Genomic DNA, 18,629 nt, shown 5'->3' with positions numbered 1-18,629 from the left:
AATATTTTGTTTGCATAAAGTTAGAAAATAGATGGATTGACCCGTAAAACAAATGTTTGGTACAATGAAGCGGGTTAGAAGAGTATATACATACAAATATATAACATGATTATTTGAATGAAGAACTGAGAAAATCCTTTAGTAAGGGATTATTTTATAACGAGGTGAATGGGGCATTGTTATCGGAATTATCGATTAGAAACTTTGCTATTATTGAAGCATTAAATATTTCTTTTCAAAAAGGTTTAACGGTTTTAAGCGGTGAAACAGGGGCCGGAAAATCGATTATTATTGATGCGATTAGTTTACTTGTAGGTGGCCGTGGATCAGCAGAATTTGTTCGATATGGAACAGAAAAGGCTGAGATTGAAGGGCTATTTTATGTTGAAGATGAGAAGCATCCATGTATTGAAAAGGCAGAAGAGTTAGATATAGAAATAGAAGATGGCATGATTATTTTAAAGCGTGATATTGCTGCGAACGGAAAGAGTGTATGTCGTGTAAATGGGAAGCTTGTTACACTTAGCATATTAAAAGAAATTGGGAAATCACTTGTTGATATTCATGGACAGCACGAAACACAAGATTTAATGAATGAAGAACGACATCTGTTTATGCTTGATCACTTTGATGGGGATCGAATCGTTAAACAATTAGACATATATCAAAATGTATACGCTGACTATGAAAAATTAAAAAAACAATTGAAATCGTTAAGTGAAAATGAACAACAAATGGCACATCGCTTAGATTTAATTCAATTTCAGCATGAAGAAATTCGCAAGGCAGATTTAAAGATGGATGAAGAAAATGAATTAACTGAGGAACGATTGCAAATTTCTAATTTTGAAAAGATTTATAAAGCGTTAGGTGATGCATATCGTTCGTTAAGTGCCGACGGACAAGGGTTAGATAATGTAAGAAGTGCAATGGGACAAATGGAAAGTATTACACATTTAGATGAAATGTATCAAGAGAATTATGATTCAATTGCAAATAGCTATTACTTATTAGAAGAGGTTGCCTATCAACTGAGAGAAAAGCTCGATATGATGGAATATGATCCAAATCGTTTAGATGAAATCGAAACACGTTTGAATGAAATTCGTATGCTAAAGAGAAAATATGGAAATACTGTAGAAGAGATTTTAGCGTATGCAGATAAAATTGAACAGGAAATTTTTACAATTGAAAATAAAGACGTTCATATTGAAACGACGAAGAAACAGTTGAAGGAATTAGAGAGTGTTATTCTGAAAGAAGCAACGTTGTTAAGTAATATGCGTCATGAGCTTGCAGAACATCTTACAAATGCAATTCATCAGGAATTAAAAGAATTATATATGGAAAAAACGAAATTTGAAGTGCGAATTATGAAGAGAGCAGGAAATGCAGAAGAACCCCTTGTGGAAGGTGCACCGGTAAGACTTACGGTGGATGGTTACGATCATGTGGAATTTTATATTTCAACGAACCCAGGAGAGCCGCTAAAACCACTTTCAAAGGTTGCTTCTGGCGGAGAGTTATCTCGTATTATTTTAGCTTTAAAAAGCATTTTTTCTAAGCATCAAGGGGTTGCATCTGTTATTTTTGATGAAGTGGATACGGGTGTAAGTGGCCGAGTCGCACAGGCTATTGCGGAAAAAATTTATCGAGTATCAGTAAACTCGCAAGTACTTTGTATTACGCACTTACCTCAAGTAGCTTCAATGGCGGATTCACATTTATTTATTCGAAAACAAGTAGCGAATGATCGGACAATTACATCAGTTACTGTTTTAACTATGGAGGATAAAGTAACAGAAATAGCTCGAATGATTTCTGGTGTAGAAATCACAGATTTAACGACAGAGCATGCGAAAGAATTACTTACGCAAGCGCATCATTTTAAACAGACAGCAGAGGCTATCCAGTAATGGATAGCTTTTTTTCTCAAATGACGATTTCTTAATTCTTCCGGTTATAAATAATGCACTGCAAGGAGAGATTAAAAAGTGAAGCCAAGAGGCTGAATGTGGGGTAGGAGCGAGGAGAGTGAACAAGTTGAAATTAGAAAAATTTCGAAAAATAATAGGTCTTTGTCTCCTTGTTTCTTTAGTTTTTATTGGATGTTTTAAACCGCTTCGAACGTTTATTTCATCACCGAAACAACTTGTTGTTTTTGAAGGACAACAATCAGAAATATCATCATTACCAGTTTTCAAAGCTTCATCCACAAATCGTCATGTATTTACAGTGAGTTCGAGTGAACAAAAACAAGGACTTATGGTAAATTCTCATCAAAATGGTGAAGCTGATATGGTATTTCAGCTTGCTGGTTTTCCAGTGAAAAAAGTAAATGTGAAAGTGTTAAAAGATTTTAAAGTAATTCCAGGTGGACAATCAATTGGTGTGAAATTAAATACAAAAGGTGTACTTGTTGTAGGCCATCATTTAATTCAAACTGAAAAGGGTAAAATATCTCCTGGTGAAACAGCAGGTGTACAAATTGGAGATATGATTACTGAAATTAATGGTAAAACAATTGAAAGAATGAGTGATGTAGCACCGTTTATTCATAATAGTGGAGAAACAGGTGAACCGCTTAATCTTGTATTGTTAAGAGATGGAAAATATATTCGTACGAAGCTAACTCCACAAAAAGACAACGGTGAATCGTCTTATCGAATTGGCTTGTATATCCGTGATTCGGCAGCTGGAATTGGAACGATGACATTTGTTCATCCAGATTCTATGAAATACGGGGCACTTGGTCATGTTATTTCTGATAATGATACGAAAAAGCCGATTCAAGTCGAAGATGGACAAATTATGCGCTCGACAGTCACATCAATTGAAAGAGGTAGTCATGGGAATCCAGGGGAGAAATTAGCAAGATTCTCACCAGATCGTGAAGTGATTGGCAATATTACAATTAATAGTCCATATGGTATTTTTGGCAAATTAAATACGAATATGAAAAACGGTATAATGGATAAAGCGATGCCTATCGCATTATCTCATCAAGTAAAAGAAGGACCGGCAAAAATATTAACAGTTATTGATCAAGATAAAGTAGAAGCGTTTGATATTGAAGTTGTTAGTACAGTGCAACAAAAATTCCCAGCCACAAAGGGTATGGTAATAAAAGTAACAGATAAACGTCTATTAGCGAAAACGGGCGGTATCGTACAAGGGATGAGCGGAAGTCCAATTGTACAAAATGGAAAAGTAATTGGTGCTGTTACGCATGTATTTGTAAATGATCCAACATCAGGATATGGTGTTCATATTGAATGGATGTTACATCAAGCTGGAATTAATATTTATGATCAAGAGAAAAAAGCGAGCTAATATATATATTAGCTCGCTTTTTCTGTTGAAAAATTCGTTGAAATTTTGTAAAAGCTCCGCAAGAGGTGTTTTTTGTTGTAAAATAAAAGAAAAGGGTTGAACGTTTCGTTGTATTTCTATGATGGAATGTGTTGCGAAAGGGAATAAATGAACGATAAACATATTTTTTTGTGATTTTATCGGAAAGTAAGAAACTTTAAAAGGGAATTTTCACACAATTGTCGAACAATTCATGTAGCCTAGAAGGATACACATGTCGGAGAATCGATTCGGTAAGGGAGGAAAAGCTGTGGAGAAAATTAAAGTATGTCTTGTGGATGATAATAAAGAACTAGTATCAATGTTAGAGAGCTATGTAGCTGCTCAAGATGATATGGAAGTAATCGGTACTGCTTATAATGGTCAAGAGTGTTTAAACTTATTAGCAGATAAGCAACCTGATGTACTCGTTTTAGACATTATTATGCCACACTTAGATGGTTTAGCTGTATTGGAAAAAATGCGACATATTGAAAGGTTAAAACAGCCTAGCGTAATTATGTTGACAGCATTCGGGCAAGAAGATGTGACGAAAAAAGCAGTTGACTTAGGTGCCTCATATTTCATATTAAAACCATTTGATATGGAGAATTTAACGAGTCATATTCGTCAAGTGAGTGGTAAAGCAAACGCTATGATTAAACGTCCACTACCATCATTCCGATCAGCAACAACAGTAGATGGAAAACCGAAAAACTTAGATGCGAGTATTACGAGTATCATTCATGAAATTGGTGTACCCGCTCATATTAAAGGATATATGTATTTACGAGAAGCAATCTCCATGGTATACAACGATATCGAATTATTAGGATCGATTACGAAAGTATTGTATCCAGATATCGCAAAGAAATATAATACAACAGCAAGCCGTGTGGAGCGCGCAATTCGTCACGCGATTGAAGTAGCGTGGAGCCGTGGGAATATTGATTCTATTTCGTCCTTATTCGGTTATACAGTATCCATGTCAAAAGCAAAACCTACGAATTCTGAGTTTATCGCAATGGTTGCGGATAAGCTGAGACTTGAACATAAAGCTAGCTGAGAGTAGAAGTAGAAAAGGGTTTTTGTTTTAGTAAAACCGATGCATGCTGGAACTCTATACTCGACAGTAATTTTAAAACTAATAAACTTTTTAATGAAAGACCAATGAATGTTATAATTCGTTGGTTTTTTTATTTTGTTTAGAAAAAGAGATTATTTGATATTATGGAAAATAAAACCTATTTTTAGTAATATTACATGTAAGTGAGTTTTTTATAAGACAATTAAATAGATATAGATAGGGGGAAGGGGAATGAAAAATAAAATTTCAACTTGGCTAGGAATAGTAGCAGCTATGGGAGTTCTTGCTATTGCAGTTACATTTGGGATGTTAGAACTTGCCGATAATCCAGTAGATAAAGAAGTGAGCGCTCAAATAGATAAAAAAGAAGACCAAACAATAGTAGGTAGAGAGGTAGATGGGGTCTTTGTTGATGTGTATGTTACTGAAAATTCTACTGAAAGAGAAGTCATTACAGCGATGCATCGCATGACTCATCAAAAAGTGGTGGCAGAACGAAAATCGGGCTCTATCCCAATGATTCAAAATAATGCTAAAAAATTAAAAGAAATCATAAATAAGAGTAGCTTTTCGAAGAAAAATGAGCTATTAGCAATTGCTAATAGATGGGCACAAAAAGATTTTAGTAAAATTGTAGAAGATCACAATTATTTCTCGGATGTTCAAGAAGATAACGTTTGTAAAGCAACTAGAGCGATGGATGCGGTAGAAGAGCAACATTATATTTTAACTACATTCGGGGAGGAAAAAGCGAAAGAACTATACGAATCAGGGGATGCTCCGCACGTTCAATAAAAAATAATATAAAGGGCTTCTAGTTTTTTATGATCGTGTTTAAGGACGCAATGGGGGCTTATAAATAAATAGTCTGCTTTCTTTATGATTTGTAACAAAAATAATAAAGGAACGGCTAAATCGCATCGTAGCACATCTGTTAAAGGATTTTAGCAGGGAAGTCATCCGTGATATAATAGAAAATAATAAAAAGCCCTGCAAAACAGGACTGTATTATTCTTCGTCTTTATTTTGTTTTTCTAATTCAACTAGCTTTTGAATTAAAATGTGTTGCGGCATATGCATGAGTTGTTCAAGTGGAACACCTAGTGCTTTTGATAAGCGGACTGCAGTATCTGGAGAAATTTGCAATGGTCTCATAGAAGTACCTCCTTTTTCGTATAGTATAGCATAAGATTGGGGGAGTGAGGATGACTCTTATATTTGCGCATCGTGGTGCGGCTGGAACGTACCCAGAAAATACAATGCTTTCATTTGAAGCGGCTGAGTCTTTTAGAGCGGATGGAATTGAACTTGATGTTCAATTAACGAAAGATGGAAAAGTTGTCGTCATTCATGATGAAACGGTGGACCGGACTACAAATGGAAAAGGTGCGGTTCGGAATTATGTATATGAGGACTTATGTAAGTTAGATGCAAGTTATAAATTTGGTGATAAAGTAGGTTTTTGTAAAATACCACTTTTAGAAGAGGTATTAGAGTGGCTTGAACAAACGAGTTTGCTACTTAATATTGAACTTAAAAATAATAAAATTCCATATAGAGGTTTAGAGGAAGAAGTTATAACGCTTGTACGGAAATTTAGTTTAGAGGATCGCGTTGTATTTTCTTCGTTTAATCACTACAGTATGAAACGGTGCCATATGATGGCTCCTGATATTCAAACTGCAATTTTATATCGCGAAGGTTTGCATAGTCCGTGGGCATACGCGAAAAAAATGGGGGCTACAGCAGTACATCCGAATTATCGTTACCTTCAAGATGCTATTGCTGAACTAACGATGGAAAGTGGTGTAGAGGTTCGCCCTTATACAATTAATGAAGAAACGCTTATGCGTAAATATTTTGATATGAATATATCGGCGATTATTACTGATTACCCTGAAACGGCAAGAACGTTATTGCCGATAAAAAAATGAGACCGCGTGTAACGGTCTCATTTTTTTATTTATAAATAGTGGGGCATTCCTATCTTCTGAAGCGAGCTTGTACTTTATTTCGTTTACGATCTCGGTGTACGACGAAGCCACCAAAAATATAAAACCCGAGCCCGAAGCAGAGAGCGCCGATTAAAAATTGTAACCACAGTATAGAGATTGGTGGAAATAGAATCCCGAATACAGTATCTCTCATTAACTTTATACCAAACACAGCTAATGAAATAGGGATGAGTGCTAATGATAGAGCAAGGTAACGCTGCATATAAACGCTCCTTTTCAGATTATTTTGTTTATTTTAATGATGTTATATGAAAAGGGGGTTTGTCAAGAGGGGGTTGAACGAGTAAGATAAGGGTGTGAAAAAATTTGCAGAGTTACTTCGAGAGGAAGTGTAATATATGAAACAAAAAGTATTAATTGTTGGTGCAGGTGAAGGCGGGAGCGCACTGCTGAATCTGTTATATAGTTCGAATATATTTCAAATTATAGGGATTATTGATATAAATCCGTTGGCAAAAGGATTGCAAATTGCTAAGGAATATGGAATTGCAATTGGAGAAAGTGTAACTCCATTTCTTTCTATGCATATCGATGTAATATTTGATATGACAGGTGAAGATGATGTACATAAAGTTTTATTGGAAAAAAAGAAAAAAGACACTCTTCTTATACCAGGTGATATTGCAAAAATTGTTACAGGATTAGCGCATGAGAAGGAAGGGTTAATTGGGCGGTTAGAGGAACAAACGCAACAAGGAGAATTAATTTTAAATTCTACGCATGACGGCATGATCGTAATTGATCAAGAGGGACAAGTTCGTCTTTTTAATAAAAGTGCAGAGCGTATTATCGGATATAAAAAAGAAGAGGCGATAGGAAAATATATTTTAGAAGTTATTCCGACTAGTAAATTACTTCGCATTATACGTACGAAACAAATAGAAGTAAATTATGAACTAACATTAGAGAATGGAAAGAAAATTATTACAACGCGTATACCGATATTAAAAGAGGGCGGAGAGGTACAAGGGGCATTTGCAATTTTTAAAGATATAACAGAAGTTGTAGATTTAGCGGAAGAAGTTACAGACTTAAAAGAAATTCAAACACTATTAGAGGCGATTATTAACTCATCTGAAGAAGCGATTTCGGTTGTGGATGAAAAAGGAAGAGGTTTAGTCATTAACCCGGCATATACGAAATTAACGGGTTTAACAGAAGAAGATATTATTGGGAAGCCTGCTACAACTGATATTGTAGAAGGCGAAAGTATGCATATGAAAGTACTTCGAACGCGTCGTGCGGTGCGCGGAATACATATGAAGATTGGGCAAAAAAAGCGCGATGTAATTGTAAACGTAGCGCCAGTTATTGTGGATGGAATATTGAAAGGAAGCGTCGGCGTTATCCGTGACGTGTCGGAAATTCAAAAGTTAACAAATGAATTGAATAGAGCGAGGCAAATCATTCGCACATTAGAAGCGAAATATTCTTTTGATGATATTGTCGGAAATTCAGATGAAACAACTGCAGCTATCGAACAGGCGAAGCTAGGAGCGAATACACCGGCAACGGTACTGTTACGCGGTGAATCTGGGACTGGTAAAGAATTGTTTGCCCATGCAATCCATAATGGAAGTAATCGAAAATACAATAAGTTCGTCCGTGTAAACTGTGCGGCCATTTCGGAGACGTTGTTAGAAAGTGAATTATTTGGTTATGAGGAAGGGGCGTTTTCTGGAGCGAAAAGAGGCGGGAAACGTGGGTTCTTTGAGGAAGCGAATAACGGTAGTATTTTTTTAGATGAAATAGGGGAGTTATCTGCAAATACACAAGCGAAACTCCTTCGTGTATTGCAGGAAAAAGAAATTGTAAAAGTTGGTGGAACGAAAGCGATACCTATTAATGTTCGAGTAATTGCAGCGACACATGTGAATTTAGAAAAGGCTATTCTAGAAGGGAAGTTTAGGGAGGATTTATATTATCGATTAAATAAAATTCCAATTCAAATTCCATCTCTTCGTCAACGTAAAGGAGATATACCGAAAATTGCGGACAGGTTGATTCAAAAAATTAATCAAGATTATGGTCGTAATGTAGAAGGGCTCACTGATTCAGCTATTTTATATTTACAATCATACGAATGGCCAGGGAATGTGAGAGAACTTGAAAATATTTTAGGACGAGCGATTATTTTTATGAATTATAACGAGATATATATTGATGTACAACATTTACCACCATTACATAACGAAGAGCAGGTGGAGTCAAAGCAATCTCATTTATTACCTGAATTAGAAGAAAAGCCACTTGAACATTTAGTGACAGAGTTTGAAGGGAATATTATTCATGAATATTTGGAGAGATTTGATGGGAATAAAACACAAACTGCAAAAGCGTTAGGAATTTCCGTACGAAATTTATATTATAAGCTAGAAAAGTATGACCATGCAAAAAATAGCATGCAATAAATTGCGTACTGTGCAATTTATTGCATGGTATACAAAAAGCGACAAAATAAGACAGAATCTTTTGTTATTTTCCAAAGTATTGATTTTACTGCATTTTGAATGCGTTTTCATTATTGGTAAGACCACTTTTAAAAGTTGGCACGGTATTTGCTTTATAAATAGACGAGGGACGACGGAAAGGGTTGATTACAAAATATGAAGTTAGAATACTTAATTGATCAAGCAGCGGGACAGCCTAAAAAAACTGTAGCTGTAGCAGTAGCTGAAGATCATGAAGTAATTGAAGCTGTAGCGAAAGCAATTAAATTACAGCTAGCTCAATTTCGTCTATATGGAAATCAAGAAAAAATAATGGGGATGCTACAAGAACATGGTTTACAAACTTCAGAACATGTTGAAGTGATTGCAGCAATGTCTAATGCAGAGGCTGCAGAACTTTCTGTTAAAGCTGTGAGAAATGGTGAGGCAGACGTGCTTATGAAGGGGAACATCCCAACAGCGAATATTTTGAAGGCTGTGTTAAACAAAGAGTGGGGCCTACGTAAAGGTAGCGTACTTTCACATGTAGCAGCATTTGAAGTTCCAAATTATGATCGTCTTATTTTCGTTACAGATGCAGCGATGAACATCGCACCTGATGTAACACAAAAAGCTGCTATTATACAAAATACTGTAGAAGTTGCCCAGGCAATAGGAATCGACTTGCCAAAAGTGGCACCAATTGCAGCAGTAGAAGTTGTGAATCCAGCGATGCAGGCGACAATTGATGCAGCGATGTTAACACAAATGAATCGCCGCGGACAAATTAAAGATTGTATCGTTGATGGACCACTTGCTTTAGATAATGCAGTATCACAAATTGCAGCAGAGCATAAAGGCATAGTAAGTGATGTAGCAGGTAAGGCAGATATTTTACTCGTCCCAACGATTGAAGCTGGAAATGTGCTATATAAATCACTCGTATACTTTGCGGATGCAAAAGTAGGAGCAATGATTGCTGGCGCAAAAGCACCGATTGTTTTAACATCTCGTGCTGATTCAGCAGAAACAAAAGTATATTCATTAGCATTGGCAGTTGCGACTGCTTCAAAATAAACCAAAAAGGGTAAAACATTAGGGGGAAACGACAATGACATTAGAAATCTTCGAATACTTAGAAAAATATGATTATGAGCAAGTGGTATTTTGTCAAGATAAAGAATCTGGTTTAAAAGCAATTATTGCAATTCATGATACAACACTTGGACCGGCTCTTGGTGGAACAAGAATGTGGACATATGATTCTGAAGAAGCGGCGATTGAAGATGCATTGCGTCTTGCAAAAGGGATGACATACAAAAACGCAGCAGCTGGTTTAAACTTAGGTGGTGCGAAAACAGTAATTATCGGTGATCCTCGTAAAGATAAGAGTGAAGCAATGTTCCGTGCACTAGGACGTTATATCCAAGGACTAAACGGACGATACATTACAGCTGAAGATGTTGGTACAACAGTAGATGATATGGATATTATCCACGAAGAAACTGACTTTGTAACAGGTATCTCACCATCATTCGGTTCTTCTGGTAACCCATCTCCAGTAACTGCATACGGTGTTTATCGTGGTATGAAAGCAGCTGCAAAAGAAGCTTTCGGTACTGACAATTTAGAAGGAAAAGTAATTGCTGTTCAAGGCGTTGGTAACGTAGCATATCATCTATGCAAACATTTACACGCTGAAGGAGCAAAATTAATCGTTACAGATATTAATAAAGAAGCTGTACAACGTGCTGTAGAAGAATTCGGTGCATCAGCAGTTGAACCAAATGAAATTTACGGTGTTGAATGCGATATTTACGCACCATGTGCATTAGGCGCAACAGTTAATGATGAAACTATTCCACAACTTAAAGCAAAAGTAATCGCAGGTTCTGCAAATAACCAATTAAAAGAAGATCGTCACGGTGACATCATTCATGAAATGGGTATTGTATACGCACCAGATTATGTAATTAATGCAGGTGGCGTAATTAACGTAGCAGACGAATTATATGGATACAATAGAGAACGTGCACTAAAACGTGTTGAGTCTATTTATGACACGATTGCAAAAGTAATCGAAATTTCAAAACGCGATGGCATAGCAACTTATGTAGCGGCAGATCGTCTAGCTGAAGAGCGCATTGCAAGCTTGAAAAATTCTCGTAGCACTTACTTACGCAACGGTCACGATATTATTAGCCGTCGCTAATCATTCATATATAACTTTTACAAAAGGTGTGGTTACCTCTTATGAGGTTTCCGCTTCCTTTTGAATTTATTAGTGGAGGTAGCAACATTGTCTGTAAATCGAATTCTTGTTATTAACCCAGGTAGTACATCCACAAAAATTGGTGTTTTTGATAATGAAAGACCCGTTCTAGAAGAAACGATTCGTCATGACGTAGAACAGATTGGAAAATATAAGCGAATTATCGACCAATATGAGTTTCGAAAAGAAACGATTTTAGAAGTTCTACATTCTCATGGTATTAACATTTCAAAATTAAACGCTGTTTGTGGACGTGGTGGATTACTTCGTCCAATCGAAGGCGGTACTTATACAGTAAACGATGCGATGTTAGAAGATTTGAAAAATGGCTTTAGCGGTCATCACGCTTCAAACCTTGGAGGCATTTTGGCATATGAAATTGCTTCTGGATTAAATATCCCTGCATTCATTGTGGATCCTGTCGTTGTAGATGAGATGGAGCCGGTTGCTCGTATAAGTGGCATTGCTGGTATGGAACGCAAAAGTATCTTCCATGCATTAAATCAAAAAGCAGTTGCTCGTAAAGTAGCTGAACAGTTAAATCACAAATACGAGGATTTAAATTTATTAGTTACACATATGGGCGGTGGCATTACAGTTGGTGCTCATAAAAAAGGAAGAGTAGTCGATGTGAATAACGGTTTAAACGGAGAAGGACCATTTAGTCCAGAGCGCGCTGGTACAGTACCAGTAGGGCAACTAGTAGAAATGTGTTTCTCTGGTGAGTATTACCGTGATGAAATGATTAAAAAACTTGTCGGACAAGGTGGACTTGTAAGTTTAATCGGTACAAATGATGCGATTAAAGTAGAGAAAATGGTTGAAAAAGGTGATCCTGAAGCAACTCTTATTTATAAGGCAATGGCATATCAAGTTGCAAAAGAGATTGGCGGAGCTAGCGCTGTACTTCACGGGAAAATCGATGCAATCGTATTAACTGGTGGACTGGCATACAGTAAAATTCTTGTCGATGAAATAAAAGAGCGAGTGGACTGGATTGCAGATGTTATCGTACATCCAGGCGAAGATGAGTTAGAAGCGTTAGCAGAAGGAGCACTTCGTGTGTTACGTGAAGAAGAAGCTCCAAAAGAATACGTTGTACGTGAAAAAGAAACGGTAGCTAGGGGTTGAGATAATGGCAAAAGAATATGATTTAGTCATCGTTGGCGGCGGTACTGGTGGATATGTTGCTGCAATTCGTGCATCACAATTAGGATTAAAAACAGCACTAGTCGAAAAAGAAAATCTTGGTGGTACTTGTTTACACAAAGGATGTATTCCTAGTAAAGCTCTTTTACGTAGTGCGGAAGTATATGCAACTGCTAAAAAAAGCGAAGAGTTCGGAGTTATTGCAAGCAATGTAGAACTAAACTTTGCGAAAGTACAAGAGCGTAAAGAGAAGATTGTAACGCAGCTTCATAAAGGCGTTCAACATTTAATGAAACAAGGTAAAATTGATGTGTTTGAAGGTATTGGTCGTATTCTTGGCCCGTCTATTTTCTCTCCTATGCCAGGGACAATTTCAGTTGAACTTGCAAGTGGAGAAGAGAATGAAATGTTAATTCCAAAAAATGTACTTGTTGCAACAGGTTCTCGTCCAAATTCATTACCAGGTTTAGAATTAGATGGAGAATACGTAATGTCTTCGGATCATGCCCTAAAAATGGAAACGCTTCCTAGTTCGATTATTATCGTTGGTGGCGGTGTAATCGGTATTGAGTGGGCATCTATGCTTGCTGACTTCGGTGTAGAAGTTACAGTATTAGAGTATGCAAAAACGATATTACCACTAGAAGATCAAGACGTTTCAAAAGAAATGCAACGTCTATTCAAGAAAAAAGGTATTAAAGTGGTAACTGGTGCAAAAGTATTACCAGAAACATTGGTAAAAGATAATGGAGTAACAATCCAAGCTGAACATAACGGTGAGAATAAAGAATTTAAAGCTGAAAAAATGCTTGTATCTGTTGGAAGACAAGCGAATACGCAAAATATTGGCTTAGAGAACACAGATATCGTTGTGGAAAAAGGATACATTCAAACAAATGAGTTTTATCAAACGAAAGAATCGCATATTTACGCAATTGGAGATGTAATCGGTGGTTTGCAACTTGCTCACGTTGCTTCTCATGAAGGAATTGCTGCAGTAGAACATATTGCAGGGAAAGAAGTTACACCAATTGATTACTCTATGGTATCAAAATGCGTATATAGCAGTCCAGAAGTTGCTTCTGTTGGCTTAACAGAACAAGAAGCGAAAGAAAAAGGCTATAAGTTAAAAGTAGGTAAGTTCTCATTCCGCGCAATCGGAAAAGCACTTGTATACGGAGAATCAGATGGTTTCGTAAAACTTGTAGTTGATGAAGAGACAAATGACATTCTTGGTGTTCATATGATTGGACCACATGTAACAGATATGATTTCTGAAGCTGGTCTTGCAAGAGTACTTGATGCAACACCTTGGGAAGTAGCACATACAATTCATCCGCATCCATCATTATCTGAGGCGATTGGTGAAGCAGCACTTGCTGTAGATGGAAGAGCGTTACACGCATAAAAATGTGGATTTAGGAGGTTATGAAAAATGGCAGAAGTAAAAGAAAAGCGCCATGAAGAGCTTGGCTTAAGTGATGAGCAAGTATTAGAAATGTTCCGTACGATGTTACTTGCACGTAAAATCGACGAACGTATGTGGTTATTAAACCGCGCTGGTAAAATTCCATTCGTAATTTCTTGTCAAGGACAAGAGGCTGCACAAGTTGGAGCGGCGTTCGCTCTTGATAGAGAGAAAGATTATGCATTACCATACTATCGTGATATGGGTGTTGTACTAGCATTTGGTATGACAGCTAAAGAGCTTATGTTGTCTGCTTTCGCGAAAGCTGGAGATCCAAACTCTGGTGGTCGTCAAATGCCTGGTCACTTCGGTCAAAAGAAAAATCGTATTGTTACAGGTTCATCTCCAGTAACAACGCAAGTACCACATGCAGTTGGTATTGCACTAGCTGGAAAAATGGAGAAGAAAGATTTAGTAACGTTCGTTACATTTGGAGAAGGTTCTTCAAACCAAGGTGACTTCCATGAAGGGGCAAACTTTGCTGGTGTACACAAACTACCTGTTATTTTTATGTGTGAAAATAACAAATATGCAATCTCTATTCCGGTTGAAAAACAATTAGCATGTAAAAACGTATCAGATCGTGCAATTGGTTATGGTATGCCTGGATATACAATAGACGGAAACGATCCGCTTGCAGTATATAAAGCTGTAAAAGAAGCAGCAGATCGCGGTCGTCGTGGTGAAGGCCCAACTTTAATTGAAACAGTATCATATCGTTTAACAGCACATTCTAGTGACGATGATGATCGTGTTTATCGTGATAAAGAAGAAGTAGAAGAAGCAAAGAAAAAAGATTCAATTATAACATTCGCGGCTTATTTAAAAGAAGCTGGTGTGTTAACTGAGGAATCGGAAAAACAAATGTTAGACGAAATTATGCATATCGTAAATGAAGCAACAGAATATGCAGAAAATGCTCCGTATGCAGCACCTGAAGATGCATTGAAGCACGTATACGCAGAATAGGGGGGAACGTTTCATGGCTGTAATGTCTTATATTGATGCTATTACATTAGCAATGCGCGAAGAAATGGAACGCGATGAGAAAGTATTCGTTTTAGGAGAAGATGTTGGTAAAAAAGGTGGCGTGTTTAAAGCGACACACGGTTTGTATGATCAATTTGGTGAAGATCGTGCGCTTGATGCACCGCTTGCAGAATCTGCAATTGCTGGGGTAGCAATTGGTGCAGCAATGTATGGTATGCGTCCAATCGCTGAAATGCAGTTTGCTGATTTCATCATGCCAGCAGTAAACCAAATTGTTTCTGAGGCAGCAAAAATTCGTTATCGTTCTAATAATGATTGGACTTGTCCAGTTACAATCCGTGCACCATTTGGCGGGGGGGTTCACGGTGCATTGTATCATTCACAATCTGTAGAAGCGATGTTTGCAAACCAACCAGGTTTAAAAATCGTTATCCCTTCTACACCATATGATGCAAAAGGCTTATTAAAAGCAGCCATTCGTGATGAAGATCCAGTATTATTCTTCGAACATAAACGTGCATATCGTTTAATTAAAGGTGAAGTGCCGGAGGATGACTACGTATTACCAATCGGAAAAGCAGATGTAAAACGTGAAGGTGATGATATTACAGTTATCACGTACGGATTATGTGTTCATTTTGCTCTTCAAGCAGCTGAAAAGTTAGCACAAGATGGCATCTCTGCACACATTCTTGATTTACGTACTGTATATCCATTAGATAAAGAAGCAATCATTGAAGCAGCTTCTAAAACAGGTAAAGTTCTTCTTGTAACAGAAGACAATAAAGAAGGAAGCATTATGAGTGAAGTGGCAGCAATTATTGCTGAAAACTGTCTATTTGATTTAGATGCGCCAATCGCACGTCTTGCAGGTCCAGACGTTCCAGCAATGCCATATGCACCAACAATGGAAAAATTCTTTATGGTAAATCCAGATAAAGTTGAAAAAGCAATGCGTGAACTTGCGGAATTTTAATCGGGGGGACTATACATGGCTGTAGAAAATATTACAATGCCTCAGCTCGGGGAGAGCGTTACAGAGGGCACAATTAGTAAATGGCTCGTTAATGTTGGCGATCACGTAAACAAGTATGATCCGCTTGCAGAAGTAATGACTGATAAAGTAAATGCTGAAGTACCATCTTCTTTCACTGGTATTGTGAAAGAGTTAATCGCTGGTGAAGGTGATACGTTAGCTGTAGGTGAAGTAGTTTGTGTGATTCAAGTAGAAGGCGCAGACGAAGTAGCAGCAACAGCTGTTGAGGAAAAAACGAAAGAAGAACCAAAGGCAGCAGCAATTACGCCTGAAAAAGCACCGAAAGTAAAACAACCAACTGATGGAAAACCACGTTTTTCACCAGCTGTGTTAAAACTTGCGGGTGAGCATAACGTTGATTTAGATTTAGTAGAGGGTACGGGAGCAAACGGCCGTATCACTCGTAAAGATATTTTAAAGCTAGTGGAATCTGGAAATATTCCACAAGCAGGTGCGAAGAAAGAGGAAGCTGTAGCGGTAGTAGTAGAAGCTCGCCCAGAAGCACCAAAAGCAGCACCAGTAGCGCAAAAAGTAGAAGCTGCGAAACCAGTTTCTGTACCTACAATGCCTGGAGATATTGAAATTCCAGTAACAGGTGTGCGTAAAGCAATCGCAGCAAACATGTTACGCAGTAAACACGAAGCACCACACGCTTGGATGATGATTGAAGTAGATGTGACAAACCTTGTGTCATACCGTAACTCAATTAAAGGTGACTTTAAGAAGCGTGAAGGCTTTAACTTAACGTTCTTTGCTTTCTTCGTAAAAGCAGTGGCACAAGCGTTAAAAGAGTATCCTCAAATTAATTCAATGTGGGCTGGCGATAAAATTGTTCAGAAGAAAGATATTAACCTTTCTATCGCTGTTGCAACAGAGGAAGAATTATTTGTACCAGTAATTAAGCAAGCGGACGAGAAAACAATTAAAGGTATCGCTCGTGAAATTACAGAACTTGCAGGAAAAGTACGCACGAAATCGCTAAAAGCAGACGAAATGCAAGGTGGAACATTTACAATTAATAACACAGGATCATTCGGTTCTGTTCAATCTATGGGTATTATTAATTACCCACAAGCGGCTATTTTACAAGTTGAATCAATTGTAAAACGCCCAGTAATTATGGATAATGGTATGTTCGGTGCTCGTGACATGGTTAACTTATGTTTATCACTTGATCACCGCGTACTTGATGGTTTAATCTGTGGTAAGTTCTTAGGACGTGTTAAAGAAATTTTAGAAAACATGTCAGAAAACAATACATCTGTATATTAATAAAAAGCTCGCTTATGCGAGCTTTTTATCGTCTTATTTCTTCATCTACATCCTACTATATGTATAAATACCTTTCCCAGTAATCTTACAATAAACGATTATGTATTAGGAATTTACGAAAATACATTGCTGATATATGGTATATGGATATAAAATAAGAAAAGAATAATTTTTTTGGCAAATCTTACTGATGAAACTGTAGTATAATATATTGTATTGTATGAAAAAGAGAGTTATTCTATATAAGTGTTTTATAGATAATGTGTAATCAGTCGTCAAAACATGAAGAATGTTGACTCCTGGTTTTTTATTTTGCTGTAACAATGTTTCAGGAGGATGTCATGAAAAGAAGTACCGAGTTTCTAAAAAGTTTAGATGTAAAATTAATTTTAATTTTGTGTGCACTATGTGTGACGAGTATAGCTGCTATATATAGCAGTCAGCAAACGGGACAGTATGGAGCTGCAAACTTTGCTATGAAGCAGGGGATTAACTACATAATTGGGGTTGTATTGTTACTTCTTATTGCTAGCATTGACTTAGATCAGTTGCAAAAATTGTCTTGGCCGCTTTATATTGCTGGGTTTGCTTCACTTATTCTTTTGAAAGTATTACCACCATCAGGTTTTACACCTGAAAAATTAGGTGCAAAAAGATGGTTTGTTTTCCCAGTATTTGGACAAATTCAGCCGTCTGAGTTTTTCAAAATTGCATTGCTTCTTGTAGTAGCGAGTATAGCAGTGAAACATAATGCACAGTATATGGCAAGGACATTCCAAACAGATTTAAAGCTAGTAGGTAAAATTATGCTAGTGTCACTTCCGCCTATGGCGGTTGTATATAGTCAACCGGATACAGGTATGGTGTTCTTATATGCTGCTGCAATTGCATGTATTTTATTTATGTCAGGTATACAAAAGAAATTGATAGCATTATGTACAGTTATTCCGTTGACCATATTATCTGCTTTAATATTTATTTTCTTTAAGTATCAAGATTTTTTCTATAATAATTTAGTTACTTTACTAAAACCTCACCAACAGTCGCGTATTGTAGGTTGGTTAAATCCATTTGAAAATGCAGATCAAGGTTACCAAACGCAACAATCGATTTTAGCTGTAGGTAGTGGAGGAATGGAAGGTAAAGGGTTTGGGGGAGGAAGCGTCTATATCCCAGAGAAGCATACTGACTTTATTTTCGCTACAATTGCCGAAGAAGGTGGGTTTATCGTAGCAGCGTTAGTTGTCTTCTTGTTCCTATTACTACTATATCGAACAATTATTATTGGTTATTCCGCTGATAATTTATTTGGTACATTATTATGCGCTGGATCGATTGGTATATTAACAGTTCAAATATTCCAAAACATCGGTATGATCGTTGGATTAATGCCTGTAAAAGGTATTGCATTACCTTTCTTATCGTATGGGGGAAGTTCCTTATTCTCGAATATGATTATGATGGGGCTCATACTATCGGTACGGAAAACTTATAAAAAATATATGTTTTCAGTTAAGTAAAAAAAGCTGGTTCGTTTTTAAACGAATCAGCTTTTTTACA

At 37.0% G+C, this 18,629-nt stretch carries 16 protein-coding genes; 14 read left to right on the top strand and 2 right to left on the bottom strand.

Annotated features, from left to right (window positions below):
* The first annotated feature begins 176 nt into the window (after window positions 1-176).
* From recN to DOS87_RS23100, 4 genes are all read left to right on the top strand, one after another.
* Entirely contained in the window at window positions 177-1,916 is a 1,740-nt protein-coding gene (gene recN, locus DOS87_RS23115) for a DNA repair protein RecN (RefSeq protein WP_000947759.1), read from the top strand.
* Between the two features lie 118 nt (window positions 1,917-2,034).
* Window positions 2,035-3,333, top strand: a complete 1,299-nt coding sequence (gene spoIVB, locus DOS87_RS23110; RefSeq protein WP_074789158.1) for a SpoIVB peptidase — start codon at window positions 2,035-2,037, stop codon at window positions 3,331-3,333.
* Between the two features lie 289 nt (window positions 3,334-3,622).
* Window positions 3,623-4,417 (top strand): sporulation transcription factor Spo0A, encoded by a 795-nt coding sequence (gene spo0A / locus DOS87_RS23105; RefSeq protein ID WP_014894889.1) that lies wholly within the window; start codon window positions 3,623-3,625, stop codon window positions 4,415-4,417.
* 252 nt (window positions 4,418-4,669) lie between these two features.
* Window positions 4,670-5,233 carry a PRK06770 family protein gene (locus tag DOS87_RS23100; protein ID WP_000791083.1) on the top strand — a complete coding sequence of 188 codons (564 nt, stop codon included), beginning with the start codon at window positions 4,670-4,672 and terminating at the stop codon, window positions 5,231-5,233.
* 213 nt (window positions 5,234-5,446) lie between these two features.
* On the opposite strand, the gene DOS87_RS23095 is transcribed toward DOS87_RS23100, so the two are convergent.
* Window positions 5,447-5,593, bottom strand: a complete 147-nt coding sequence (locus DOS87_RS23095; RefSeq protein ID WP_001247671.1) for a YycC family protein — start codon at window positions 5,591-5,593, stop codon at window positions 5,447-5,449.
* A 50-nt stretch (window positions 5,594-5,643) separates the two neighbouring features.
* Here DOS87_RS23095 and DOS87_RS23090 point away from each other — a divergent pair, with 50 nt between their 5' ends.
* The gene (locus DOS87_RS23090; RefSeq protein WP_000172594.1) at window positions 5,644-6,372 is read left to right on the top strand and encodes a glycerophosphodiester phosphodiesterase; all 729 of its coding nucleotides are present in this window, start codon (window positions 5,644-5,646) and stop codon (window positions 6,370-6,372) included.
* Window positions 6,373-6,421: 49 nt separating this feature from the next.
* On the opposite strand, the gene DOS87_RS23085 is transcribed toward DOS87_RS23090, so the two are convergent.
* A complete protein-coding gene (locus DOS87_RS23085) occupies window positions 6,422-6,655 on the bottom strand; it encodes a DUF2627 domain-containing protein (protein WP_001190195.1) in 234 nt (77 codons plus the stop codon).
* A gap of 136 nt (window positions 6,656-6,791) precedes the next feature.
* Here DOS87_RS23085 and DOS87_RS23080 point away from each other — a divergent pair, with 136 nt between their 5' ends.
* From DOS87_RS23080 to DOS87_RS23040, 9 genes are all read left to right on the top strand, one after another.
* Complete coding sequence (locus DOS87_RS23080) at window positions 6,792-8,864, top strand: sigma-54 interaction domain-containing protein (protein WP_000810981.1); 2,073 nt, start codon at window positions 6,792-6,794, stop codon at window positions 8,862-8,864.
* Between the two features lie 195 nt (window positions 8,865-9,059).
* Window positions 9,060-9,959 carry a phosphate butyryltransferase gene (gene yqiS / locus DOS87_RS23075; protein ID WP_000764673.1) on the top strand — a complete coding sequence of 300 codons (900 nt, stop codon included), beginning with the start codon at window positions 9,060-9,062 and terminating at the stop codon, window positions 9,957-9,959.
* Window positions 9,960-9,993: 34 nt separating this feature from the next.
* Window positions 9,994-11,094: a leucine dehydrogenase gene (locus tag DOS87_RS23070; protein WP_000171355.1), complete on the top strand. Its 1,101-nt coding sequence runs from the start codon at window positions 9,994-9,996 to the stop codon at window positions 11,092-11,094.
* Window positions 11,095-11,181: 87 nt separating this feature from the next.
* Window positions 11,182-12,285 (top strand): butyrate kinase, encoded by a 1,104-nt coding sequence (gene buk / locus DOS87_RS23065; RefSeq protein ID WP_000115782.1) that lies wholly within the window; start codon window positions 11,182-11,184, stop codon window positions 12,283-12,285.
* A 4-nt stretch (window positions 12,286-12,289) separates the two neighbouring features.
* Window positions 12,290-13,711 (top strand): dihydrolipoyl dehydrogenase, encoded by a 1,422-nt coding sequence (gene lpdA, locus DOS87_RS23060; RefSeq protein ID WP_001051295.1) that lies wholly within the window; start codon window positions 12,290-12,292, stop codon window positions 13,709-13,711.
* Window positions 13,712-13,738: 27 nt separating this feature from the next.
* On the top strand, window positions 13,739-14,740 hold the full coding sequence (gene bfmBAA / locus DOS87_RS23055) for a 3-methyl-2-oxobutanoate dehydrogenase subunit alpha (RefSeq protein WP_000852551.1): 1,002 nt from the start codon (window positions 13,739-13,741) through the stop codon (window positions 14,738-14,740).
* A 13-nt stretch (window positions 14,741-14,753) separates the two neighbouring features.
* Window positions 14,754-15,737 (top strand): 3-methyl-2-oxobutanoate dehydrogenase subunit beta, encoded by a 984-nt coding sequence (bfmBAB, locus tag DOS87_RS23050; protein ID WP_000290071.1) that lies wholly within the window; start codon window positions 14,754-14,756, stop codon window positions 15,735-15,737.
* 15 nt (window positions 15,738-15,752) lie between these two features.
* Entirely contained in the window at window positions 15,753-17,069 is a 1,317-nt protein-coding gene (locus DOS87_RS23045) for a dihydrolipoamide acetyltransferase family protein (protein WP_000257646.1), read from the top strand.
* A 341-nt stretch (window positions 17,070-17,410) separates the two neighbouring features.
* Window positions 17,411-18,589: an FtsW/RodA/SpoVE family cell cycle protein gene (locus tag DOS87_RS23040; protein WP_000831177.1), complete on the top strand. Its 1,179-nt coding sequence runs from the start codon at window positions 17,411-17,413 to the stop codon at window positions 18,587-18,589.
* Window positions 18,590-18,629 lie beyond the last annotated feature (40 nt).

Origin of the sequence: Bacillus sp. CR71, from assembly GCF_003429245.1 — a bacterium.
Lineage (GTDB): Bacteria > Bacillota > Bacilli > Bacillales > Bacillaceae_G > Bacillus_A > Bacillus_A thuringiensis_S.
This window is presented reverse-complemented; position numbering and strand designations above follow the sequence as displayed.

Coding starts and splice junctions, on each gene's coding strand:
- DOS87_RS23040 (WP_000831177.1), top strand. CDS start 17,411: ATGAAAAGAAGTACCGAGTTTCTAAAAAGTTTAGATGTAAAATTAATT.
- DOS87_RS23080 (WP_000810981.1), top strand. CDS start 6,792: ATGAAACAAAAAGTATTAATTGTTGGTGCAGGTGAAGGCGGGAGCGCA.
- DOS87_RS23095 (WP_001247671.1), bottom strand. CDS start 5,593: ATGAGACCATTGCAAATTTCTCCAGATACTGCAGTCCGCTTATCAAAA.
- lpdA (WP_001051295.1), top strand. CDS start 12,290: ATGGCAAAAGAATATGATTTAGTCATCGTTGGCGGCGGTACTGGTGGA.
- bfmBAA (WP_000852551.1), top strand. CDS start 13,739: ATGGCAGAAGTAAAAGAAAAGCGCCATGAAGAGCTTGGCTTAAGTGAT.
- DOS87_RS23045 (WP_000257646.1), top strand. CDS start 15,753: ATGGCTGTAGAAAATATTACAATGCCTCAGCTCGGGGAGAGCGTTACA.
- DOS87_RS23090 (WP_000172594.1), top strand. CDS start 5,644: ATGACTCTTATATTTGCGCATCGTGGTGCGGCTGGAACGTACCCAGAA.
- DOS87_RS23070 (WP_000171355.1), top strand. CDS start 9,994: ATGACATTAGAAATCTTCGAATACTTAGAAAAATATGATTATGAGCAA.
- DOS87_RS23085 (WP_001190195.1), bottom strand. CDS start 6,655: ATGCAGCGTTACCTTGCTCTATCATTAGCACTCATCCCTATTTCATTA.
- yqiS (WP_000764673.1), top strand. CDS start 9,060: ATGAAGTTAGAATACTTAATTGATCAAGCAGCGGGACAGCCTAAAAAA.
- DOS87_RS23100 (WP_000791083.1), top strand. CDS start 4,670: ATGAAAAATAAAATTTCAACTTGGCTAGGAATAGTAGCAGCTATGGGA.
- bfmBAB (WP_000290071.1), top strand. CDS start 14,754: ATGGCTGTAATGTCTTATATTGATGCTATTACATTAGCAATGCGCGAA.